This is a genomic window from Phytobacter diazotrophicus (genome assembly GCF_052061655.1).
Taxonomy (GTDB): domain Bacteria; phylum Pseudomonadota; class Gammaproteobacteria; order Enterobacterales; family Enterobacteriaceae; genus Phytobacter; species Phytobacter diazotrophicus.
Window position 1 is genome coordinate 5,181,241 of sequence record NZ_CM125428.1, and the last position, 21,955, is coordinate 5,203,195.

Sequence of the window (21,955 nt, forward strand, 5' to 3'; positions counted from 1 at the left end):
GTAAAATTTTGCGCACGATACAACTTGATTGTACACATTCAATTCGCGATCGCACCAATAACCTGTAACACTTCGTTGTATGACTCTTGCGGCTTTTCACTGTCTAACCAGTGAACGCCATCCCAGCCACGCAACCAGGTTATTTGCCGCTTAGCTAACTGCCTCGTGGCGCAAACACCTCTGTAAACCATTTCGTCGTAGGATATTTCGCCTTCAAGATACGACCACATCTGGCGATAACCCACACAACGAACGGAAGGCATATCCGTATGCAAATCTCCGCGAGCAAAAAGCGCCCGCACTTCTGCTTCAAAACCCGAAGCTAACATCTGATGAAAACGCTGCTCAATTCGCTGATGGAGCAGTTCACGGCTCGCCGGGGCGATGGCGAACTGATGCACCTGATACGGCAGAGTATCTCCAGACGTTTGCGTCAGATCTGTTAAAGTTTTACCCGAAATGAAAAAAACTTCCAGTGCCCGGGAAAGCCTTTGCGGATCATTTGGATGGATTCGCGCTGCGGCTACAGGATCAATAGTCTGTAGCTGCTGATGCAACGCGTCCCATCCACGCTCTGCTGCTTGTCTTTCAATCTCTGCTCGTACCGCTGGATCCGCTGATGGCAAAGGGGACAACCCTTCCAGCAGTGCTTTAAAATAAAGCATCGTGCCGCCAACCAGCAGCGGGATGCGCCCTTCTGCGGTAATCTCCGCCATGGCTGCCAGCGCATCGCGGCGAAAATCGGCTGCGGAATACGCCTGCGCCGGGTCGAGAATATCCAACAACCGGTGCGGAGCGGCGCGTAATTCAGCGGCAGTCGGCTTCGCCGTACCAATATCCATCCCTTGATAGATAAGGGCTGAATCTACGCTTATCAACTCAACTGGCAAAACTTTACGTAACTCAATGGCTAATGCCGTTTTGCCAGAGGCCGTCGGCCCCATCAAAAAAATAGCCTTAGGCAGGCCAGCCTTGCTTACATCACTCATGTTTCAGGGCATTCATCGCCATAGATAAATCAACAGGTTGTAACAAACCATCTGGCGGGGTCTTAACCAGATGCGGACAAAGACGCTCGACGTCGGTAAGCAGGCTAATGGCCTGCGCCATATTCCACTGGGTATGTTCGCTCGCCAGATGGCGAGCCAGCCAGTGGGAAACATTCACCGCATCAATCTCTGTCTGCTGCGCCAGGTAGCCTATCAGTTCAGGAATCAAGATTTGTAAATTTTGTTGGCGTAAGGGTAAAGGCACGGCGCGAATCGTAACGTGTTGACCATCCGGCACAAATTCGATACCCATTTCAGCCAGCACCGGTTGCGCGCGTTTTAACGCGGCATTTTCTTGCGAGGATACTTTCAGACGCACGGGAATGAGCAGCGGCTGTCCGCACACCGGCCCGCCGGTCGGTGACAATTGCGCCTGCCTCAGCCAGCGTTCTGCCTCGGGCAACGCCAGTAACGCGACCTGACCGCCGCGCTCAAGCAAAGCAAAGGCAGGCGCGACAACCGTCAGCACCCGACCAAAACTCTGGCTGTGCGCGTCCAGAACGGGAGCGGCTTCTTTCACGACATCCGCTTTACGCTCCGCCGCCGGGGTTTCCAGCAACTGGCGGTACAGCGCGCCTTGCTGCTTCTGATAGCCCGGCTGTGCGTTTGGCCATGAAGGCGGACGCGCGGAACCTGCCGAAGCAGTCCCTGATGAAACAGACGCTCGCGGCGTGGGCTCGCGCATCACAGAGGGTTCTGCGAAGTGATTGCGCCCGGCGGCGATGCGGTTTTCCGGTATCGGGCGCGGCGCAGGTTCGTCTTCCAACGGCAAGGCGGTTGCTGTCTGCTGTTGCAGCACGCTCAGAACACCCTGGTAGATAAAATCATGCACCAGCCTTGACTGGTGAAAACGCACCTCATGTTTTGCCGGGTGCACGTTCACATCAACCTGGTGCGGGTCTATCTCTAAATAGAGGACAAAGGCAGGCTGCTGATCGGCCCCAAGCTTGTCCTCACAGGCCTGGCGAATCGCGTGGTTAATCAGGCGATCGCGCATCATGCGGCCATTGACGTAGCAATACTGGATTTCAGCAAATGCGGATGTGGTCGCCGTGGGCTCAGCCACCCAGCCACGTAGCGCCAGGTCGCCATGCTGCCATTCGATTTCCAGCGCCTGTTCCAGAAATGCAGTACCGCAAATAGCCCCCAGCCGACGCTCTTTTTGCCCGTTCTGAGTCACCGCACGGTACTGGCGCATCATCTTACCGTTATGGCTCAGGTTGATGGTGACATCAAAACGCGCCAGAGCGATGCGTCTTACGACTTCATCGATATGGCCGAATTCGGTTTTTTCGGTGCGCATGAATTTGCGCCGCGCCGGGGTGTTATAGAAGAGGTCCAGCACTTCCAGGGTGGTGCCAACAGGATGGGCGGCCGGCTTAACGGTCACGTCCATATCGCGGCCTTCCGCATAAGCCTGCCAGGCCTCCTGCTGTTCGGCGGTGCGCGAGGTGAGCGTCAAACGCGAGACAGAGCTGATACTGGCCAGCGCTTCACCGCGAAAACCCAGACTGATGATGGCTTCAAGATCGTCAAGCGAGGCAATTTTACTGGTGGCATGACGTGCCAGCGCCAGCGCCAGCTCATCTTTTTTAATACCGCCGCCATTATCTCGAATGCGGATAAGCTTCGCCCCACCGCGTTCGATATCGATATCGATGCGGGTCGCGCCCGCATCCAGACTGTTTTCCACCAGTTCCTTCACCACCGACGCAGGGCGTTCCACCACTTCGCCTGCGGCGATTTGGTTCGCAAGCTGTGGCGGCAAAACCTGAATCGGCATGAAGTCTCCTTAATTAAGCAATCCGCTGGCGGGCGCTGCGGCGTTAGCCATTTGTCCACTGCCCCCCTGCGGCGCAGATTGCAGAGGGTGTGCAAGGAAATAGTTGCGCAGCCCCGTGTAGATTGCTTCCGCAAGCTGCTGCTGGTATTCATCGCTGCCCAGCATACGCTCTTCGCTGTTGTTACTGATAAACCCGGTTTCAACCAGCACTGACGGGATATCCGGCGAACGAAGTACACCAAGGCTTGCGTGTTCCGGATGTCGCTTATGCAGCGCGCCAATACGCGCAAGCTGAGTGATCATACTGCTGGCGACATCATAACCGACACGCTGAGAATGGCCGAATTGTAAATCCAGCACCGCCTGGCTCAGGTAGGGGTCAGACTGACTGTTCGCCAGTACATCGCCCGCGCCGCCCAACAGTTCGGACTGTTTCTCATGCTGCTCAAGCCAGCCCGCCATTTCACTGTTGGCGCGACGGTTAGAAAGCACCCAGACGGACGCGCCGGTAGCATCACGATTCGGTGCGGCATCCGCATGAATCGACACCAGGAAGTTTGCGTTTTGTTTACGCGCCACGTCCGAACGCCCCATCACCGAGATAAAGTAATCGCCATCGCGGGTCATTACGGCTTTGAACATGGGGTCGTCATTCAGCAAAGTACGCAGTTTACGCGCCACGGAGATAGTGACGTTTTTCTCCTGAGTGCCGCCAGGGCCAATCGCACCAGGATCCTGCCCGCCGTGCCCGGCATCGATAGCAATAATGACTTTACTGTCCCCGGAAGCCGGACGCGCCTGTGCCGCAGGACGAACCGCCGTATTGCTGCTGGTGACGCTGGTGATGCGATCGTTGCTGCCACTAAAAGGATTACGACCGGGTTGGGTCTGCACCGGTTGCGGCGTGACGGCAGGCGTCTCAATGCGTTTCGCTACCACTTTTGGCGGTGGAGGCGGTGGCGGCACATCGGCATCAATGGTAAACACCACGGTATAACCTGAGCCGCTTTGCTGTTTCACCGCGCGCGTTTTACCGTTTTGCGTTAAATCGACCACCAATCGCAGCGACTGGTTATCCTTCGGCGTGCCCGAACGAATGCTTCTGACCAAATTGTTACCGCTGAACTGGAGCGGCAACCCCTGAATTACACCGGTTTGTTTGATATCCAGCGCAACGCTTCGCTTCCCTTCCTGAGAAAAGGCATATTCCGGGTCGCCCATAAAACTGAACGTGATACGGGCCTGGTTATCTCCATTGGAAACCTGAATATCTGACAAACTCGCCGCACCGACCTGCATGCTGAATAAAATCAGTGCGGTCATTAGCCAACTTTTAACGCGATAAATCATCCCGTCATCCCTTAGATTAACCGGCCAAACGAGCCAGCAATGCATCGCCAGATGAGGATACAGCAGTAATGCGCGCCTCACGCCCCTGCGCCTGGTAATCAATATGAATTTCGACATCCGGGTCAGGCAGCACACCCGCACCTTGTTGCGGCCACTCGACCAGGCAAATAGCGTCGTTGGCAAAGTAATCGCGGATCCCCATAAATTCCAGCTCCTCAGGATCCGCAAGGCGATACAGGTCGAAGTGGTACACATTCAGCTTATCGAGTGTGTAGGGTTCAACCAGCGTATAGGTCGGGCTTTTAACATTCCCGTTGTGACCCAGAGCCTGCAGAAAGCCCCGGCTGAAAGTGGTTTTACCCGCACCCAGGTCGCCGTACAGGTAAATCACTGTCGCGCCATCGCAAGCCTGCGCCATGCGTTGCCCCAACGTAAGGGTCGCTTGCTCATCAGGTAAAGGAATTACTCGATTCATCATCTTCTGTTTCAATAACGTCCGGGTTAACTACACGCACCAGCGTGGAAAAAAGATCGGTTGCCAGCATGCCCCGCATCCCTTGTCGCGCCGCCAGCACATCTGCCGCGACACCATGGGCGAGACAGCCAGCACAGGCCGCGTCATACAGTTCAAGCTTCTGCCCCAGCATTGCGCCGATAATGCCAGACAGCACATCTCCCATGCCGCCGCTGGCCATCCCCGCATTACCTGCATCAATAATACTGACCTTGCCTTCAGCGCCCGCCACCACCGTACCCGCCCCTTTCAGAACGACAACGCCTGCGTATCGTTGTAGCAGACGTTGCGCAGAAAGTAAGCGATCACTTTCAATTTCTGCAACGGAACAGCCAAGCAGGCGCGCAGCCTCGCCAGGGTGCGGCGTCAGGATGCGATTGTGACGTTTATCGGGATTGATTGCCAGAAGGTTCAGCGCATCGGCGTCCCAGAGCATCGGTTTGCGGAAATTCTCAACTTTCTGCAGGGCTTTTTTACCCCACTCTTGCTGACCAAGCCCCGGCCCTATGACCACCACATCGGCCCACTCCAGACTCTCTTCAAGGCTCTGTGGCGTGAGTTGCTGAACCATCAGTTCCGGGCGGGCCGTAATGACAGGCGCAATATTTTCGCTACGCGTGAGCACTCGCACCAGCCCCGCCCCCGCCCGCAGCGCCGCTTCGCCCGCCATGCGGATAGCGCCAGCGGTGCCATGATCGCCGCCAATGATAACCAGCCGGCCATGGGAGCCTTTATGTGAAGTGGGACGGCGCGGCCTAAACCAGTGGGGAAGGAACGTCGCATCAACGCGGGTCAGTAAAGTTGGCTGCCCGGCCAGCCAGTTTTCCAGCCCCAGAGCATGATGATGGAGCACACCGACGACATCACGGGCCTTCCCGGTCAGCAATCCCGGTTTCAGGGCGATAAAAGTCACGGTATGCGCGGCCTCAATGACCGCACCGGGCGTTGTACCGGTCTGGGCCACTAAACCAGAAGGAATATCCAGCGCCAGGATCGGAGCCGGATGTGCATTGGCCTGGGCTATCAGGGCGGCGCCAGGCTCTCTTGGTGCGCTGTTAAGCCCTGTGCCCAGCAAACCATCAATAATCAGATCGACGCCTTCCGGCCAGATGATATCAGCGGCATGGATGACACCTCCCGCGTTCAGCCAGGCTTCTCGCGCCGCCTGCGCCTCTTCCGGCAGCGGCTTGCTCTCCTCAACAGCCAACAGGGTCACCTCAATGCCTGCGGCCGCGGCCAGCCGTGCGACAACGTAACCATCGCCGCCGTTGTTGCCATGGCCGCACAGCACGAGCCAGTGTCGCGTTGTGGGGTAGTATGCCCGTGCGACCTTGAACGCGGCTTCACCCGCACGCTGCATCAGTTCAAACAGCGTAATCCCAAGGCTATCTGCCGCCTCCTTTTCCGCCCGCCGCAGTTCATCCGCAGGCCAGATTGAGTGTGGTATACTTGCTGCGTATTTCTTCATTGTTATGGTCCGTCATGTCAGAGCCCCTCGATCTCAATCAATTAGCGCACAGCATCAAACAGTGGGGCACTGAACTGGGTTTTCAGCAGGTCGGTATCGCTGACACCGACCTTTCCGCCAGCGAACCTAAGCTGCAGGCATGGCTGGACAAACAATATCATGGCGAAATGGAGTGGATGGCGCGACACGGCATGATGCGCGCCCGTCCACACGAGCTTCTGCCCGGCACCTTGCGGGTTATCAGCGTAAGAATGAACTATCTCCCCGCAAATGCCGCCTTCGCCAGCACACTTAAAAACCCGGCGCTGGGCTATGTCAGCCGCTACGCGCTGGGCCGCGATTATCATAAACTGCTACGTAACCGATTAAAGCAACTCGGTGAAAAGATCCAGCAGCATTGTGCTTCGCTGAATTTTAGACCGTTTGTGGATTCTGCGCCCATCCTTGAACGCCCATTAGCTGAAAAAGCCGGGCTTGGTTGGGTAGGTAAGCACTCACTTATCCTTAATCGCCAGGCGGGGTCATTCTTCTTCCTCGGCGAGTTACTCATTGATTTGCCCCTGCCTGTCGACCAGCCCGTTGAAGAAGATTGTGGTCGCTGCGTGGCCTGCCTCACCATTTGCCCGACCGGGGCGATTGTCGAGCCCTATACGGTCGATGCACGCCGCTGCATCTCTTATCTCACCATTGAGCTGGAAGGGGCGATTCCGGAGGAATTCCGCCCGTTAATCGGTAACCGCATCTATGGCTGCGACGACTGCCAGCTTATTTGCCCGTGGAACCGTTTCTCGCAATTAACCAATGAAGCAGATTTCAGCCCGCGCAAGGTGCTGCATTCGCCGGAACTGATTGAATTGTTTGCCTGGAGCGAGAGCTGGTTTTTGAAAGTGACGGAAGGCTCAGCGATTCGCCGTATCGGTCATCTACGCTGGCTGCGTAATATTGCCGTCGCGTTGGGTAACGCCCCCTGGGATGAAGCCAATATACGTGCGCTGGAACAACGCCGGGGTGAGCACCCACTTCTTGATGAGCATATAGAATGGGCCATTGCGCAACAGGTGGAAAAACGAAATGCCTGCGTGGTGGAAGTACAGACGCCGAAGAAACAACGCCTTGTGAGGGTCATCGAAAAGGGGTTGATACGTGACGCCTGAGCCATCCACAGCTTGTGAATAAAATTAAAAACGCATTGCGTTTCAATGCCCACAAAATCGTCAAGTGATCCCACTAACAATTTAAGATGAATTTTTTATTAAAAAATTCAGTAAGTTAAATTGATACTATTCACCAGGCGAAGCGATTGGGATTTCAAATGAAGGCAGGCGTTCTGTGGATAAGTCTGTTTACAAGAATATGTAAGGACGAAAAAAATCGTCCGCAGCATGTGCTTTCCGCTGTGGATAATTTAATGGAGTAAAAATTTGGAGCGGGAAACGAGACTCGAACTCGCGACCCCGACCTTGGCAAGGTCGTGCTCTACCAACTGAGCTATTCCCGCTTGGGTGGTGCGTATCTTTCGATACTTTTCAAATTTTGGAGCGGGAAACGAGACTCGAACTCGCGACCCCGACCTTGGCAAGGTCGTGCTCTACCAACTGAGCTATTCCCGCATAATCTCTGGTTTCACGTTGCAACAGCTTGGCTACACGTGCATACCGGCGATTGATGGTGCATTCAAATTTTGGAGCGGGAAACGAGACTCGAACTCGCGACCCCGACCTTGGCAAGGTCGTGCTCTACCAACTGAGCTATTCCCGCAAACATCATTTTTCTTGCTGTCGTAATTTCACATTTCTGTGTCGTCACGGGAGGCGCATTATACGAGAATTCCTTTCTCCTGCAAGCCCCCCGAAAACGATTTTTTAAATTTTTCGTTCAAGTGCTCGATTATTCGTCATCTTGCCTGTTTTTGCACCGGACGGACTACCTTACTCCCTTTTTCATCCATCCGGGCACTATTTTTACAGCTTAATAAAATGTTCGCGATAGTAGGAAAGCTCGGCCACAGACTCTCGGATATCATCCATTGCCTGATGCGTGCCCTGTTTTTTGAAACCGTCGAGAATTTCCGGTTTCCAGCGACGCGCTAACTCTTTTAAGGTGCTTACGTCCAGATAACGATAGTGGAAGTAAGCTTCCAGCTCCGGCATGTACTTAAACAGAAAACGACGGTCCTGACCGATACTGTTGCCACAAATTGGCGACTTGCCTGCTGGCACCCACTCTTTCAGAAATTCGATGGTCGCCAGCTCCGCCGCGCGATCATCAAACTGACTGGCCTTGACGCGCTCCACCAGACCGCTGCCAGTGTGGGTACGTACGTTCCATTCATCCATCAGCGCCAGCTGAGCGTCAGACTGATGAACCGCAATTGTCGGCCCCTCCGCCAGGATATTCAGATTCGCGTCGGTAACCAGGGTCGCGATTTCAATAATACGATCGCGTTCCGGATTCAGCCCGGTCATCTCCAGATCGATCCAAATCAGGTTGTTTTCATTTGCACTCATGCTATTTTCCACCCTTCTCGCGTCATATTCAGCGTGACTATATTCATCTAAAATAGCGTGTATCATAAAGGTTTTGCCCATCCGGGGCGACCAGGAGCCAGTACGATTGAGTAAAAATAAACTCTCCAAAGGACAACAACGCCGCGTCAACGCGAATCATCAGCGCCGGTTAAAAACGTCTGTGGAGAAAGCCGACTACGATGACAACCTGTTTGGCGAGCCGTCTGAAGGCATAGTGATCAGCCGCTTCGGCATGCACGCGGACGTTGAAGCCGCGGATGGCACCGTACACCGTTGCAATATTCGTCGTACTATTCGTTCACTGGTCACCGGCGACCGCGTCGTCTGGCGTCCGGGCAAAGAGGCGGCGGAAGGGGTGACGGTAAAAGGCATTGTCGAAGCCGTACACGATCGCACGTCCGTACTGACCCGCCCTGACTTTTACGATGGCGTAAAACCGATCGCGGCAAATATCGATCAGATCGTGATCGTTTCAGCCATTTTGCCGGAACTCTCGCTCAATATTATCGATCGTTATCTGGTGGCCTGCGAAGCGCTGGAGGTTGAACCGCTGATCGTGCTGAACAAGATCGATCTGCTGGACGATGAAGGCATGGCCTTCGTTAATGAGCAGATGGATATCTACCGCAACATCGGCTATCGCGTATTGATGGTATCCAGCCATACCCAGAACGGGCTGCAGCCACTTGAGGACGCATTAACTGACCGTATCAGTATTTTTGCCGGGCAGTCTGGCGTGGGCAAATCCAGCCTGTTAAACGCCCTGCTCGGTCTGCATGAAGACCAAATCCTGACAAATGATGTCTCAGATAACTCCGGTTTGGGCCAGCACACTACGACAGCAGCCCGTCTTTATCACTTCCCGCACGGCGGCGATGTGATTGATTCTCCTGGGGTGCGTGAATTTGGACTCTGGCATCTGGAGCCGGAACAAATTACTAACGGCTTTGTCGAATTCCATGACTATATCGGCCACTGCAAATACCGTGACTGTAAACATGCCAGCGACCCAGGTTGCGCCATCCGCGAAGCCGTCGACAAGGGCGAAATCGCCGGGACGCGGTTCGAAAATTATCACCGTATTCTTGAGAGCATGGCACAAGTAAAAACGCGTAAAAGCTTTTCTGAATCCGATGACTGACAACTAAGCTAAGCGTCGTTAGAATCGTCCCCTTTTTTGCAAAGACCTGGCGATAGCGCCGGGTCAGGAACGACAAAAACAATGGCCTGGAGGCTACCTTGTTAAACTCATTTAAACTTTCGCTTCAATACATTCTGCCGAAACTGTGGCTCACTCGCCTGGCGGGCTGGGGCGCAAGCAAACGCGCGGGTTGGCTGACCAAACTGGTTATTGATCTGTTCGTCAAATACTACAAGGTCAATATGCAGGAGGCGCAAAAGCCGGACACCGCCAGCTATCGCACCTTCAACGACTTCTTCGTGCGCCCGTTGCGTGACGATGTTCGCCCTCTGAACACCGATCCGAACATCCTGGTCATGCCCGCAGACGGCGTGATAAGCCAGCTTGGTAAAATCGAAAACGACAAAATCCTGCAGGCGAAAGGCCACGATTACAGCCTGGAAGCCCTGCTGGCAGGAAACTACCTGATGGCAGACCTGTTCCGTAATGGCTCTTTTGCTACCACGTACCTGTCACCGCGTGATTATCACCGCGTGCATATGCCGTGCAACGGTATCCTGCGGGAAATGATTTATGTACCGGGCGATTTGTTTTCGGTTAACCACCTGACGGCGCAGAACGTGCCGAACTTGTTTGCCCGTAACGAGCGCGTCATTTGCTTGTTCGATACTGAATTCGGCCCGATGGCGCAAATTCTGGTCGGAGCCACGATTGTCGGGAGTATTGAGACAGTCTGGGCCGGTACGATCACCCCGCCGCGTGAAGGCATCATCAAACGCTGGACCTTTCCTGCAGGCGAGAGCGATGGTGCAGTTGCACTGCTGAAAGGCCAGGAGATGGGCCGCTTCAAACTGGGTTCAACGGTGATTAACCTGTTCGCTCCGGGTAAAGTGAGCCTGGCAGAACACCTGCAAAGCCTTTCTGTGACCAAAATCGGCGAGCCGCTGGCCGTCTCCACCGAAACGCTGGTGACACCGGAAGTTGAACCGACGCCTCTGCCCGCAGAAGAAATTGCCGCCGAGCTGGATGCCAGCCCGCTGGTAGACGACAAGAAAGACGAAGTCTAACGAAGAAGGTAAGCTGTAGTGCGCCTGATTATCATTTTTCTGATGGCCTGGTGCCTCAGCCTGGGGGCCAATGCAGCAACGGCCCCCGATGCCAAACAAATCTCGCAAGAACTGGAGCAGGCCAAAGCGGCAAAAGCCACGCCCGATCAGGCTGAAACCGTCGAAGTGCTCCAGGGCGCGCTGAACGCGCTTGAAGAGCGTAAAGGTTCACTTGAGCGTGCCCAGCAATATCAAGATGTTATCGATAACTTCCCCAAACTTTCCCGCACGCTACGCTCGCAGTTAGATAACCTGCGCGATGAGCCAAAATCGGTGCCTGCCAATATAAGCACCGACGCGCTAAACCAGGAAATTCTGCAAGTCAGCAGCCAGTTGCTGGAAAAAACCCGCCAGGCGCAGCAAGAGCAGGAGCGCGCCAGGGAAATTAACGATTCCCTGAGCCAGCTTCCGCAACAGCAAACAGATGCCCGCCGTCAGGTTAATGAAGTTGAACGCCGCATCGGCGCGCAAACCAGTAATACGCCGCTCGCGCAGGCGCAAAATCTGAGTGCCCAGGCAGAGTCAGCAAAACTGAGGGCGCTGGTCGATGAACTGGAACTGGCACAGCTATCGGCAAATAACCGCCAGGAGCTGTCACGGATGCGCTCAGAGCTGGCCCAAAAGCAGGCACAGCAACTGGATGCTTACCTGCAGGCACTGCGTAATCAGCTCAACAGCCAGCGTCAGCGTGAAGCCGAGCAGGCGCTGGAGAGTACCGAACAACTGGCGGAAAACAGCGATAACCTACCGCCCGGTATTATCGAACAGTTTAAGATCAACCGTGAGCTGTCGCAGGCGCTGAACCAACAGGCACAGCGCATGGATCTGGTCGCCTCACAACAGCGTCAGGCGACAAATCAGATGTTGCAGGTCCGTCAGGCCCTCAACACCCTGCGCGAGCAGTCACAGTGGCTGGGCGCGTCCAATATGTTGGGCGAAGCGTTACGCGCTCAGGTGGCCCGCTTGCCAGAAATGCCTAAGCCCCAGCAGCTCGATACGGAAATGGCGCAACTTCGCGTGCACCGCATGCGCTATGAAGACCTGGTGAACAAGCAGCCTCAGTTGCGACAAATTCGCCAGGCTGACGGCCAGCAACTGACGGCGGAGCAGAGCCGTATACTCGATGCCCAGTTGCGCACGCAGCGTGAGTTGCTCTCGTCGCTACTACAGGGTGGCGATACCCTGATTCTGGAACTGACAAAGCTTAAAGTTTCCAATAGCCAGCTTGAGGATGCGCTGCGCGAGGTGAATGAAGCCACGCACCGCTACCTTTTCTGGACGGCGGACGTCAGTCCAATGAGCCTGAGCTGGCCGGTTGAAATCGTGCAGGATTTGCGGCGCCTGATCTCGCTGGATACCTTTAGCCAACTCGGCAAAGCCAGCGCAATGATGCTAACCAGCAAAGAGACGCTGTTCCCGCTTTTTGGCGCGCTCATCCTCGTAGGTTTCAGCCTCTACTCGCGTAAACACTTCACCCGTTTCCTTGAGCGCTCCAGCGCCAAAGTCGGCAAAGTCACTCAGGACCATTTCTGGCTGACAATGCGTACGGTGTTCTGGTCGATTCTGGTCGCCCTTCCGCTTCCCGTATTGTGGGCAACGCTGGGTTACGGCTTACAGGAAGCCTGGCCGTATCCGCTAGCCGTAGCGATTGGCGACGGCGTCACCGCGACCGTTCCGCTACTGTGGGTGGTGATGATTTGCGCCACTTTCGCCCGCCCAACCGGATTATTTGTCGCCCATTTCGGCTGGCCGCGTCATCGCGTGGCGCGTGGAATGCGCAACTATCTGATGAGCATTGGTTTTATCGTGCCATTGATTATGGCGCTGATCATGTTCGATAACCTCAATGACCGGGAGTTTTCCGGGTCGCTGGGCAGGCTCTGTTTTATTCTGATTTGTGGTGCGCTGGCGGTCGTCACACTCAGTCTTAAACGCGCCGGGATCCCGCTCTATGTCGATAAGACCGGTTCGGGTGATAACATGCCGAACCGCCTGTTATGGAACCTGCTGTTAAGCGCCCCGCTGATTGCGATTCTGGCTGCTGCGGTGGGCTATCTGGCCACCTCGCAGGCCCTGCTGGCGCGTCTGGAAACCTCCGTTGCCATCTGGTTCCTGCTGTTAGTGGTGTATCACATTATCCGCCGCTGGATGCTGATCCAGCGCCGCCGTCTGGCGTTCGATCGTGCCCGCCATCGTCGCGCAGAGATCCTCGCCCAGCGTGCGAAAGGCGAAGATGAGACGCCGCACTCCACCAGTACCGAAGGATCGGTCGAGATAGATGAGAAAGAGCTCGATCTGGATGCCATCAGCGTGCAATCGCTTCGCCTGGTGCGCTCGATCCTGATGCTTATCGCGCTGCTCTCCGTCATTGTGCTGTGGTCAGAAATTCACTCAGCTTTCGGCTTCCTGGAGAACATTTCCCTGTGGGATGTCACCTCCACGGTGCAGGGGGTGGAAAGCCTTGAGCCGATCACCCTCGGCGCGGTGTTGATTGCCATTCTGGTGTTTATCATCACCACGCAACTGGTGCGTAACTTTCCGGCGCTGCTTGAACTTGCCCTGTTGCAGCATCTCGATCTCACCCCAGGCACCGGTTATGCCATCACCACCATCACCAAATATCTGCTGATGCTGTTTGGCGGGCTGGTTGGATTCTCAATGATCGGGATCGAATGGGCGAAATTGCAGTGGCTGGTTGCCGCGCTTGGCGTCGGTCTGGGCTTTGGCCTGCAGGAGATCTTCGCTAACTTTATTTCCGGCCTGATCATTCTGTTTGAAAAGCCGATCCGCATCGGTGATACCGTGACGATCCGCGATCTGACCGGTAGCGTCACGAAGATCAATACCCGCGCCACGACGATCAGCGACTGGGATCGCAAAGAGATCATCGTGCCCAATAAGGCCTTTATTACCGAGCAGTTTATCAACTGGTCACTGTCGGATTCGGTGACGCGTGTGGTGCTGACGGTTCCGGCACCCGCCGATGCCAACAGCGAAGAGGTAACGCAGATCCTTTATACCGCCGCAGAACGTTGTACGTTTGTGATTGATAACCCTGCCCCGGAAGTGTTTCTGGTGGACCTCCAGCAAGGGATTCAGCTATTTGAACTGCGTATCTACGCCGCCGAGATGGGGCATCGTATGCCGCTGCGCCACGAGATCCATCAGTTGATTCTGGCGGGCTTCCGCGAACATGGCATCGATCTGCCGTTCCCACCGTTCCAGATGCGGCTTGAAAGTCTGGACGGCAAGCGCACGGCGCGCACGCTGACATCGGCAGGGAAAGGGAATCGTCCGGCGGGAAGTGTGTAATCTTTCCCCAATACGCTTATCGGGGCTACTCTGATAGCCTCTCCCACCGGGAGAGGCTTCGATGCTCAACGCCATCAGACCGTTGCCCGGATAAGGCGTAGCCGCATCCGGGATGGTGAAGCCGAAAAATCAGGAGCGATCGACGGTAAACGCCATTACCTCGGCGAGGCTTTCCGCCCCCAGCGCCAGCATCACCAGGCGATCAACGCCCAGCGCCACACCGGAGCAATCCGGCATACCGGCCTTCAGCGCCTCCAGCAGATTTGTATCCACCGGTTGCTGCGGCAGACCACGTGCGGCACGCTTGCGATTATCCTGCTCAAAACGCTGCTGCTGTTCGCGGGCATCGGTCAGTTCATGAAAACCATTCGCCAGTTCAATACCTTTGAAGTAGACCTCAAAGCGTTCCGCCACGCGGTGATCTTCGGTGCTGATTTGCGCCAGCGCGGCCTGACTTGCCGGGAAGTGGTAGACAAACGCCGGACGGTCTTTGCCGATATGCGGCTCAACGCCCATGGTGAACAGCAGTTGCAGCAAGGTATCGCGGTCTTCTTCAGTGTCTGCGATATTGCTTAAATCAAGCTTCGCCGCCACTTCACGCAGTTGAATTTTATCCGCAGAAAGCGGATCGATTTCCAGGTAGCGCTGGAAAGCCTGCTGATAAGAGAGTGATTCCGCTGCCGGACACTCCAGCACCTGTTGCAGAAGGTCATCCACTTCATTCATCAAACGATACATATCGTAGTGCGGACGGTACCACTCCAGCATGGTGAACTCAGGATTATGATGACGCCCCATTTCCTCATTACGGAAGCTACGGCACAGTTGGAAAACCGGGCCACATCCTGCCGCCAGAAGACGCTTCATGTGGTATTCCGGGCTGGTCATCAGATAAAGATTCATCCCTTGCGAATGGCCGGGACCAACGAAACGGGTCTCAAACGGGAACAGATGAATATCGGTTACCGTGGCCTGGCTCATACAAGGCGTTTCCACCTCTAACACGCCGCGATCGGCGAAGAAACGCCGAACTTCCGCCATAATTGCTGCGCGTTTTAATAAGTTAGGGATGGATGCGCTCGGCTGCCAGGTTGCCGTCTCGCTCATGGTACGTTCTCCGAATTCAAACAAGGGCACGAAGTCTACCCGTATCAGCTCAGAGAGACAAATTTTGAGCGGAATAAGGTTCAGCGACGGGAGGTAAAAACACTAAAGGTTGGGGGTTTTGTAATTAAATTAATCAAAATCAATGATGTTTTAGGCCATTCATACGTTAAAAAAATCGAACAGGTCAAATTTCCCTCACCATCCTAAGATTATAATGCATACCAATAAAGGAGCAGTGGAATCGTATTCGAGGCCCTGGCTGGTCAGATCAGAAAGGGTTGCGAGATAACAATAATCAGGAGGAATGTCGTGCAAACTTTTCAAGCCGATCTTGCTGTAATTGGCGCGGGTGGCGCGGGTTTACGTGCCGCCATAGCAGCCGCCCAGGCAAATCCAAATGCTAAAATCGCCCTTATTTCAAAAGTTTATCCCATGCGCAGCCACACCGTGGCCGCAGAAGGCGGTTCCGCAGCCGTTGCACAGGATCATGATAGCTTCGAGTATCATTTTCACGACACTGTAGCCGGTGGCGACTGGCTGTGCGAGCAGGATGTCGTTGACTACTTTGTCCGTCATTGCCCCACCGAAATGACACAGCTTGAACTCTGGGGCTGTCCGTGGAGCCGCCGCCCCGATGGTTCTGTCAACGTACGCCGCTTTGGCGGTATGAAGATCGAACGCACCTGGTTTGCCGCAGATAAAACCGGCTTCCATATGCTACACACCCTCTTCCAGGCCTCACTTCAGTTCCCGCAAATTCAGCGTTTCGACGAGCACTTCGTGCTGGATATTCTGGTCGACGATGGCCAGGTGCGTGGGTTGGTCGCGATGAATATGATGGAAGGCACGCTGGTTCAGATTCGTGCCAACGCGGTCGTTATGGCGACAGGCGGTGCGGGTCGCGTTTACCGTTACAACACCAATGGCGGTATCGTCACCGGCGACGGAATGGGCATGGCGCTTGCTCATGGCGTACCGCTGCGTGATATGGAGTTTGTCCAGTATCACCCCACCGGGCTGCCGGGTTCCGGTATTTTGATGACGGAAGGCTGCCGTGGCGAAGGCGGTATCCTGGTCAACAAAAACGGCTACCGTTATCTGCAGGATTACGGCATGGGGCCAGAAACCCCGCTGGGCGAACCGAAGAACAAATATATGGAGCTGGGGCCGCGCGACAAAGTGTCGCAGGCGTTCTGGCATGAATGGCGTAAAGGCAACACCATTTCGACCCCGCGCGGCGATGTCGTCCATCTCGACTTGCGTCATCTGGGTGAGAAAAAACTGCTGGAACGTCTGCCGTTCATTTGCGAACTGGCAAAAGCCTACGTTGGCGTGGATCCAGTAAAAGAACCGATTCCGGTACGCCCAACCGCGCACTACACCATGGGCGGTATCGAAACCGATCAGCAGTGCGAAACCCGTATCAAAGGGCTGTTTGCTGTGGGTGAGTGTTCATCTGTTGGTCTGCATGGCGCAAACCGTCTTGGCTCAAACTCGCTGGCAGAGCTGGTGGTGTTTGGTCGTCTGGCAGGTGAACAAGCAATGGCGCGTGCCGCCTCCGCGACAGCAGCCAGTGACGCTGCGCTGAACGCGCAGGCCGCCGACGTTGAGCAACGCCTGAAAAATCTGGTTAATCAGGAAGGCACTGAAAACTGGGCGAAAATTCGCGACGAAATGGGTGAGTCAATGGAAGAAGGCTGCGGTATCTACCGTACGCCAGAGCTGATGCAAAAAACCGTTGATAAACTGGCGGAGCTGCAAGAGCGTTTCAAACGCGTGCGCATCACCGATACTTCCAGCGTGTTCAACACCGACATCCTTTATACCATCGAACTGGGGCACGGCCTGAACGTCGCCGAATGTATGGCCCATTCCGCGCTTGCACGTAAAGAGTCGCGCGGGGCGCATCAACGTCTGGATGAGGGCTGCACGGAGCGCGATGACGTCAACTTCCTCAAGCACACCCTGGCGTACCGGGACGCAGACGGTACTACCCGTCTCGATTACAGCGACGTGAAGATAACGACGCTGCCGCCTGCGAAACGTGTTTACGGTGGCGAAGCGGAAGCCGCTGAGAAGAAGGAGTCGACCCATGGCTGAGATGCAAACCCTGAAAGTTGAGGTGGTGCGATATAACCCGGAAGTGGATACCGCTCCGCACAGCGCCTTTTATGATGTGCCTTACGATGAGCAAACGTCGCTGCTGGACGCGCTGGGTTATATAAAGGATAACCTGGCGCCGGACCTCAGTTATCGCTGGTCCTGCCGCATGGCGATTTGCGGCTCCTGCGGCATGATGGTCAACAAAGTGCCGAAGCTGGCCTGTAAAACGTTTTTACGTGATTACACTAAAGGGCTAAAAATCGAGGCGCTGGCCAACTTCCCTATCGAGCGCGATTTAGTGGTCGACATGACCCACTTTATCGAAAGCCTGGAGGCCATTAAGCCGTACATCATTGGCAATTCGCGGACACCGGATCAGGGGCCGAACAAGCAAACCCCGGCGCAGATGGCGAAATACCATCAGTTCTCCGGCTGTATCAACTGTGGCCTGTGCTATGCGGCATGTCCGCAGTTTGGCCTCAATCCGGAGTTTATTGGCCCGGCGGCCATCACGCTGGCGCACCGCTACAACCTGGATAACCGCGACCACGGGAAACAGCAGCGTATGCCGCAGTTGAACAGTCCAAATGGCGTCTGGAGCTGTACCTTTGTGGGCTACTGCTCGGAAGTGTGCCCGAAACATGTCGACCCGGCGGCCGCTATCCAGCAGGGCAAAGTGGAAAGCTCGAAAGACTTTCTTATCGCCACTCTGAAACCACGCTAAGGAGCGCATCATGACGACTAAACGCAAACCCTATGTCCGACCAATGCCGTCGACCTGGTGGAAATCGCTGCCGTTTTATCGCTTCTATATGCTGCGTGAAGGAACAGCGTTACCGGCGGTATGGTTCAGCATCATTTTGATCTGCGGACTTTTTTCCTTAAAACATGGCCCGGAATCCTGGGAAGGATTTGTTACCTTCCTGCGAAACCCAATAGTGGTGATCCTGAACCTGATTGCCCTGGCGGCAGCGTTGCTGCACACCAAAACCTGGTTTGAACTGGCGCCAAAAGCGTCGAATATCATCATCAAAAGCGAAAAGCTTAAACCCGAGCCGGTTATCAGAGGGCTGTGGGTCGTGACCGTGCTGGCGACGGTGGTCATTCTTTTCGTTGCACTGTTCTGGTAAGGAGGCCAAAGGTGATCAATCCAAACCCAAAACGTTCCGATGAACCCGTCTTCTGGGGGCTGTTCGGCGCAGGCGGCATGTGGAGTGCGATTATCGCGCCGGTGATGATTCTGCTGGTTGGCGTGCTGCTACCGCTGGGTCTCTACCCCGGTGAAGCGCTCGGCTACGAACGTGTATTGGCATTCGCCCAAAGCTTTATCGGCCGTGCGTTTTTATTCCTGATGATTGTTCTGCCGCTATGGTGCGGGCTGCACCGTCTGCACCATGCCATGCATGATATTAAAGTCCATATCCCCAGCGGGAAATGGGTCTTCTATGGCCTCGCCGCTATTCTGACAGTGGTCACCCTGATCGGGGTCATCTTCCTTTAATTCACCTCGCTCTCCCGCTCTGGCGGGAGAGCATTTTTCCCGCCAGCTTCTACACTTAAGTAAAAAACTGGAAGGAAAAAATCATGCGTTTGTTGCCGATTATCGCAACGGCTGCTGCTGCATTTTTGGTTGTAGCCTGTAGCTCTCCTACTCCCCCTTCTGGCGTCACCGTGGTGGATAACTTCGATGCGCAACGTTACCTTGGCCGCTGGTATGAAATTGCCCGCTTTGACCACCGCTTCGAGCGTGGCCTGGAAAAGGTGACCGCGACCTACAGCACAATGGATGACGGCGGCATTCAGGTCATCAATAAAGGCTACAATCCGGAACGCGGCATGTGGCAACAATCGGTCGGGAAGGCGTACTTTACCGGTGATACGCGTAAGGCCGCACTTAAGGTCTCGTTCTTCGGTCCTTTCTATGGCGGCTATAACGTCATTGCACTGGACAAAGATTACCGATACGCGCTGGTATGCGGGCCGGATCGGGACTATCTGTGGATTTTGTCACGCACACCGACGCTTCCGGATGCGGTGAAAAAACAGCTCGTTGATATCGCAGCCCGCGAAGGTTTTGCGGTTGAAAAACTTCTGTGGATAAATCAGACCCTTTAAGGCGTACTGAGCTTAAGGCCGATAATCCCCGCGACAATCAGTGCCAGGCTTAGCAGGCGCGCGGGATTGGCCGATTCACCGAATAACACAATCCCCGTGATAGCAGCCCCCACGGCGCCAATGCCTGTCCAGACGGCATACGCCGTTCCTGTGGGCAGGCTTTTCATCGCCCATGACAACATCACGACGCTAACGATCATTGCCGTTACGGTAATCACGCTGGGTACAAGGCGGGTAAAACCGTGCGTGTATTTCAGGCCAATAGCCCAAACGACTTCAAGAAGACCAGCGATAAAAAGAATTATCCATGACATAGGTGGCTCCAGTGCGGGGCCGTCCCCATTGAGTGTTGCGCAATCGGGTCGTCCCGACAGGCTGGTTGAGAGAGATAAATTTTGACCTGGTTACAAACGGAATGCAATTTTTGCGGAATTGCGCAGATTTAAGTGACTTAAAGCAAGAAATAGCTACAGATAGCAACGCAGTTCGCGCATTTATTCCCCATAAGTACCCCCTATGATGAAGTGCTGCCAGCAACGGGAAGCCGTGCGTCAATATCCTTACTGCGAAGAAAAATATGTTCAAAATTCTCTTGATTGACCGTTGTTACTTCACCCGTACGGGGCTGGAAAGCTGGCTCAATCAGACTGATTTTTTCCCGGCTTCATTCCTTGTGACTTCGCTGAATAACCTGATGCTGGCAAAAGAGCATATTGTGCAATGGCAGCCGGACTTGATCATTGCCGATCTTTACGGCTTTAAGAATGATCTCCACCATATTCAGCAACTTTCCTCACTGTTCACCGCCTGTGGTAAAGATAACCACCTTATCCTTTTGCAGTCAGGGGAAGATGCACAACTGAAGGCGTATTGTGCCCAATATCAGGTACAGGCAACGCTGCAAAAAAGCGAGCCGATGGAAACGTTGGCTAAAGTCATTGATCATGCCGTTCTGTCTCGCCCCGTGAGAACCGGGCCACAGATAGCCACCCCGTTGCTCACACGCCAGGAAGAAAAAGTGCTGTCGCTATGGATGGAAGGCCGCAGCAATCAGTCCATTGCGTCCAAAATGAGCATAAATGGTAAGACGGTGTATACCTACAAGCGCAATATTCGGATGAAACTGGGAATGGGCAACCGCTTTACACCGTTCCTTTCACTCCCCGAGGCCCCGGACAACTTGCAAGACAATCTGAATTAACGGTACGGCACTGGCCGTACCGCGTACTGGCAGGAATTACTGCTGCGCTTTTGTCGCTGCGCCAGAAATAGCGCTACCACCCTCAGAGATATCCTGACCGACACCACGCGTGGTGTTACAAGCAGTCAGCGCTGAGGAAAGAACCAGTACAGTAAAGATCGCAGCAAATGTCTTCTTAACCATAATATCTTCCTTATGTAGCCAATATTGTTTGTGCATAGCCACTTAAGAATAGACAAGATTGCGCAACCTGGCGGAATGTCGGCGATTTTTAGGACGACAGGAAGAAATTAGCTCGCAGCGTGCGAGATTGAGTTGCCGAGATGTTTGATGTCTTCACCAAAGCCACGCGCGGTATTACAGCCCGCCAGCAAAGTGGTGGTGAGAAGAAAGAGTGCTACAAGACTGAGAAGACGTTTCATCATTCCTGCTCTGGAAAAGCAAAGGTGCAATAAGGTGAGCGCACCAACATTTCACAATAGACAAATCATTCAGGCTGCATTGTGGCGACAAGGGAGAAATCCCAGCAAACTATTTAACGGGTTAACTGGGGTTTCTATAAGCACAGCCAACAAAGAGGCAGCCTAAAAGATAAGGTGAATTACTTCACGCGGGATACATATTCGCCGGAACGCGTATCCACTTTAATCACTTCGCCGATCTGTACGAACAGCGGAACTTTAACCACTGCGCCAGTGCTCAGCGTAGCCGGCTTACCACCGGTACCTGCGGTATCACCTTTCAGACCTGGATCGGTTTCAATGATTTCCAGTTCAACAAAGTTCGGCGGAGTCACAGCGATCGGACGGCCATCCCACAGCGTCACGATGCACTCAGCCTGATCCAGCAGCCATTTCGCGCTGTCACCAACGGTTTTCGCATCGGCAGCCAACTGCTCGAAGGTTTCGTTGTTCATGAAATGGTAGAACTCACCGTCGTTGTAGAGGTAAGTCAGGTTCATATCGATAACATCTGCGCCTTCGGCAGAGTCAGTAGATTTGAAGGTTTTTTCTACACGGGTGCCAGTCAGCAGGCGGCGCAGTTTAACACGCGCAAATGCCTGACCTTTGCCTGGTTTAACGAATTCGCTGGCTTCAACTGCATAAGGTTCGCCGTCGAGCATGATTTTAAGACCGGCACGAAAATCGTTGCTATAGTAAGTCGCCATAAAGGCCCTC

At 54.5% G+C, this 21,955-nt stretch carries 20 protein-coding genes, 3 tRNA genes and 1 pseudogene; 10 read left to right on the forward strand and 14 right to left on the reverse strand.

The annotated features are described in order from the left end of the window. Positions 1–38: 38 nt before the first annotated feature. From miaA to nnr, 5 genes and pseudogenes are all read right to left on the reverse strand, one after another. The gene (miaA, locus tag ACS0RQ_RS25085) at positions 39–989 is read right to left on the reverse strand and encodes a tRNA (adenosine(37)-N6)-dimethylallyltransferase MiaA (RefSeq protein ID WP_107223546.1); all 951 of its coding nucleotides are present in this window, start codon (positions 987–989) and stop codon (positions 39–41) included. After that, the gene (mutL, locus tag ACS0RQ_RS25090) at positions 982–2,832 is read right to left on the reverse strand and encodes a DNA mismatch repair endonuclease MutL (RefSeq protein WP_271848625.1); all 1,851 of its coding nucleotides are present in this window, start codon (positions 2,830–2,832) and stop codon (positions 982–984) included. The genes miaA and mutL overlap by 8 nt, the downstream gene beginning before the upstream one ends. Before the next feature lie 9 nt (positions 2,833–2,841). Beyond that, complete coding sequence (gene amiB, locus ACS0RQ_RS25095) at positions 2,842–4,182, reverse strand: N-acetylmuramoyl-L-alanine amidase AmiB (protein WP_271848624.1); 1,341 nt, start codon at positions 4,180–4,182, stop codon at positions 2,842–2,844. Positions 4,183–4,198: 16 nt separating this feature from the next. Further along, positions 4,199–4,660, reverse strand: a complete 462-nt coding sequence (gene tsaE / locus ACS0RQ_RS25100; RefSeq protein ID WP_271848623.1) for a tRNA (adenosine(37)-N6)-threonylcarbamoyltransferase complex ATPase subunit type 1 TsaE — start codon at positions 4,658–4,660, stop codon at positions 4,199–4,201. Next, positions 4,632–6,180, reverse strand: a pseudogene (gene nnr / locus ACS0RQ_RS25105) (bifunctional ADP-dependent NAD(P)H-hydrate dehydratase/NAD(P)H-hydrate epimerase). The gene tsaE and the pseudogene nnr overlap by 29 nt, the downstream one beginning before the upstream one ends. Between nnr and queG the strand changes: the two are divergent. Continuing rightward, positions 6,179–7,318 (forward strand): tRNA epoxyqueuosine(34) reductase QueG, encoded by a 1,140-nt coding sequence (gene queG / locus ACS0RQ_RS25110; RefSeq protein ID WP_271848622.1) that lies wholly within the window; start codon positions 6,179–6,181, stop codon positions 7,316–7,318. The pseudogene nnr and the gene queG sit on opposite strands and share 2 nt — an antisense overlap. Positions 7,319–7,586: 268 nt before the next feature. Here queG and ACS0RQ_RS25115 read toward each other — a convergent pair. From ACS0RQ_RS25115 to orn, 4 genes are all read right to left on the reverse strand, one after another. Further along, a tRNA-Gly gene (locus ACS0RQ_RS25115) sits at positions 7,587–7,662 on the reverse strand. A 36-nt stretch (positions 7,663–7,698) separates the two neighbouring features. Continuing rightward, positions 7,699–7,774, reverse strand: a tRNA-Gly gene (locus ACS0RQ_RS25120). Positions 7,775–7,846: 72 nt separating this feature from the next. Beyond that, positions 7,847–7,922, reverse strand: a tRNA-Gly gene (locus ACS0RQ_RS25125). Between the two features lie 203 nt (positions 7,923–8,125). Then, a complete protein-coding gene (gene orn / locus ACS0RQ_RS25130; RefSeq protein WP_271848621.1) occupies positions 8,126–8,671 on the reverse strand; it encodes an oligoribonuclease in 546 nt (181 codons plus the stop codon). A gap of 106 nt (positions 8,672–8,777) precedes the next feature. On the opposite strand from orn, the gene rsgA reads away from it, so the two are divergent. From rsgA to mscM, 3 genes are all read left to right on the forward strand, one after another. Continuing rightward, on the forward strand, positions 8,778–9,833 hold the full coding sequence (rsgA, locus tag ACS0RQ_RS25135) for a small ribosomal subunit biogenesis GTPase RsgA (protein WP_271848620.1): 1,056 nt from the start codon (positions 8,778–8,780) through the stop codon (positions 9,831–9,833). Positions 9,834–9,931: 98 nt separating this feature from the next. After that, entirely contained in the window at positions 9,932–10,900 is a 969-nt protein-coding gene (asd, locus tag ACS0RQ_RS25140; RefSeq protein ID WP_271848619.1) for an archaetidylserine decarboxylase, read from the forward strand. Positions 10,901–10,918: 18 nt separating this feature from the next. Further along, positions 10,919–14,251 (forward strand): miniconductance mechanosensitive channel MscM, encoded by a 3,333-nt coding sequence (mscM, locus tag ACS0RQ_RS25145; RefSeq protein ID WP_039077831.1) that lies wholly within the window; start codon positions 10,919–10,921, stop codon positions 14,249–14,251. Positions 14,252–14,380: 129 nt separating this feature from the next. On the opposite strand, the gene epmA is transcribed toward mscM, so the two are convergent. Then, positions 14,381–15,358, reverse strand: coding sequence for an elongation factor P--(R)-beta-lysine ligase (gene epmA / locus ACS0RQ_RS25150; protein WP_271848618.1), 978 nt, complete (start codon positions 15,356–15,358; stop codon positions 14,381–14,383). A gap of 309 nt (positions 15,359–15,667) precedes the next feature. Here epmA and frdA point away from each other — a divergent pair, with 309 nt between their 5' ends. From frdA to ACS0RQ_RS25175, 5 genes are all read left to right on the forward strand, one after another. Further along, a complete protein-coding gene (gene frdA, locus ACS0RQ_RS25155) occupies positions 15,668–17,458 on the forward strand; it encodes a fumarate reductase (quinol) flavoprotein subunit (protein ID WP_039077833.1) in 1,791 nt (596 codons plus the stop codon). Next, positions 17,451–18,185 (forward strand): succinate dehydrogenase/fumarate reductase iron-sulfur subunit, encoded by a 735-nt coding sequence (locus tag ACS0RQ_RS25160; protein ID WP_039077834.1) that lies wholly within the window; start codon positions 17,451–17,453, stop codon positions 18,183–18,185. Before frdA ends, ACS0RQ_RS25160 begins: the two co-directional genes overlap by 8 nt. Before the next feature lie 10 nt (positions 18,186–18,195). Further along, positions 18,196–18,591 carry a fumarate reductase subunit FrdC gene (gene frdC, locus ACS0RQ_RS25165; protein WP_039077835.1) on the forward strand — a complete coding sequence of 132 codons (396 nt, stop codon included), beginning with the start codon at positions 18,196–18,198 and terminating at the stop codon, positions 18,589–18,591. 11 nt (positions 18,592–18,602) lie between these two features. Next, positions 18,603–18,962, forward strand: a complete 360-nt coding sequence (frdD, locus tag ACS0RQ_RS25170; protein WP_039077836.1) for a fumarate reductase subunit FrdD — start codon at positions 18,603–18,605, stop codon at positions 18,960–18,962. An 83-nt stretch (positions 18,963–19,045) separates the two neighbouring features. Next, entirely contained in the window at positions 19,046–19,576 is a 531-nt protein-coding gene (locus tag ACS0RQ_RS25175) for a lipocalin family protein (protein ID WP_039077837.1), read from the forward strand. Here ACS0RQ_RS25175 and sugE read toward each other — a convergent pair. Beyond that, positions 19,573–19,890 carry a quaternary ammonium compound efflux SMR transporter SugE gene (gene sugE, locus ACS0RQ_RS25180; RefSeq protein ID WP_193794935.1) on the reverse strand — a complete coding sequence of 106 codons (318 nt, stop codon included), beginning with the start codon at positions 19,888–19,890 and terminating at the stop codon, positions 19,573–19,575. The genes ACS0RQ_RS25175 and sugE overlap by 4 nt on opposite strands. A gap of 263 nt (positions 19,891–20,153) precedes the next feature. Between sugE and ACS0RQ_RS25185 the strand changes: the two genes are divergently transcribed. Next, positions 20,154–20,777, forward strand: a complete 624-nt coding sequence (locus ACS0RQ_RS25185) for a LuxR C-terminal-related transcriptional regulator (RefSeq protein WP_271848617.1) — start codon at positions 20,154–20,156, stop codon at positions 20,775–20,777. 36 nt (positions 20,778–20,813) lie between these two features. Here ACS0RQ_RS25185 and ecnB read toward each other — a convergent pair whose 3' ends face one another. The 3 genes from ecnB to efp form a co-directional block, all read right to left on the reverse strand. Then, on the reverse strand, positions 20,814–20,960 hold the full coding sequence (ecnB, locus tag ACS0RQ_RS25190; RefSeq protein WP_039077840.1) for a lipoprotein toxin entericidin B: 147 nt from the start codon (positions 20,958–20,960) through the stop codon (positions 20,814–20,816). Between the two features lie 107 nt (positions 20,961–21,067). Beyond that, entirely contained in the window at positions 21,068–21,202 is a 135-nt protein-coding gene (ecnA, locus tag ACS0RQ_RS25195) for a lipoprotein antitoxin entericidin A (RefSeq protein ID WP_039077841.1), read from the reverse strand. 176 nt (positions 21,203–21,378) lie between these two features. Then, positions 21,379–21,945, reverse strand: coding sequence for an elongation factor P (gene efp, locus ACS0RQ_RS25200; protein ID WP_039077842.1), 567 nt, complete (start codon positions 21,943–21,945; stop codon positions 21,379–21,381). Positions 21,946–21,955 lie beyond the last annotated feature (10 nt).

Coding starts and splice junctions, on each gene's coding strand:
- frdC (WP_039077835.1), top strand. CDS start 18,196: ATGACGACTAAACGCAAACCCTATGTCCGACCAATGCCGTCGACCTGG.
- ACS0RQ_RS25160 (WP_039077834.1), top strand. CDS start 17,451: ATGGCTGAGATGCAAACCCTGAAAGTTGAGGTGGTGCGATATAACCCG.
- ecnB (WP_039077840.1), bottom strand. CDS start 20,960: ATGGTTAAGAAGACATTTGCTGCGATCTTTACTGTACTGGTTCTTTCC.
- tsaE (WP_271848623.1), bottom strand. CDS start 4,660: ATGATGAATCGAGTAATTCCTTTACCTGATGAGCAAGCGACCCTTACG.
- mutL (WP_271848625.1), bottom strand. CDS start 2,832: ATGCCGATTCAGGTTTTGCCGCCACAGCTTGCGAACCAAATCGCCGCA.
- ACS0RQ_RS25185 (WP_271848617.1), top strand. CDS start 20,154: ATGTTCAAAATTCTCTTGATTGACCGTTGTTACTTCACCCGTACGGGG.
- miaA (WP_107223546.1), bottom strand. CDS start 989: ATGAGTGATGTAAGCAAGGCTGGCCTGCCTAAGGCTATTTTTTTGATG.
- ACS0RQ_RS25175 (WP_039077837.1), top strand. CDS start 19,046: ATGCGTTTGTTGCCGATTATCGCAACGGCTGCTGCTGCATTTTTGGTT.
- queG (WP_271848622.1), top strand. CDS start 6,179: ATGTCAGAGCCCCTCGATCTCAATCAATTAGCGCACAGCATCAAACAG.
- efp (WP_039077842.1), bottom strand. CDS start 21,945: ATGGCGACTTACTATAGCAACGATTTTCGTGCCGGTCTTAAAATCATG.
- sugE (WP_193794935.1), bottom strand. CDS start 19,890: ATGTCATGGATAATTCTTTTTATCGCTGGTCTTCTTGAAGTCGTTTGG.
- ecnA (WP_039077841.1), bottom strand. CDS start 21,202: ATGATGAAACGTCTTCTCAGTCTTGTAGCACTCTTTCTTCTCACCACC.
- epmA (WP_271848618.1), bottom strand. CDS start 15,358: ATGAGCGAGACGGCAACCTGGCAGCCGAGCGCATCCATCCCTAACTTA.
- orn (WP_271848621.1), bottom strand. CDS start 8,671: ATGAGTGCAAATGAAAACAACCTGATTTGGATCGATCTGGAGATGACC.
- amiB (WP_271848624.1), bottom strand. CDS start 4,182: ATGATTTATCGCGTTAAAAGTTGGCTAATGACCGCACTGATTTTATTC.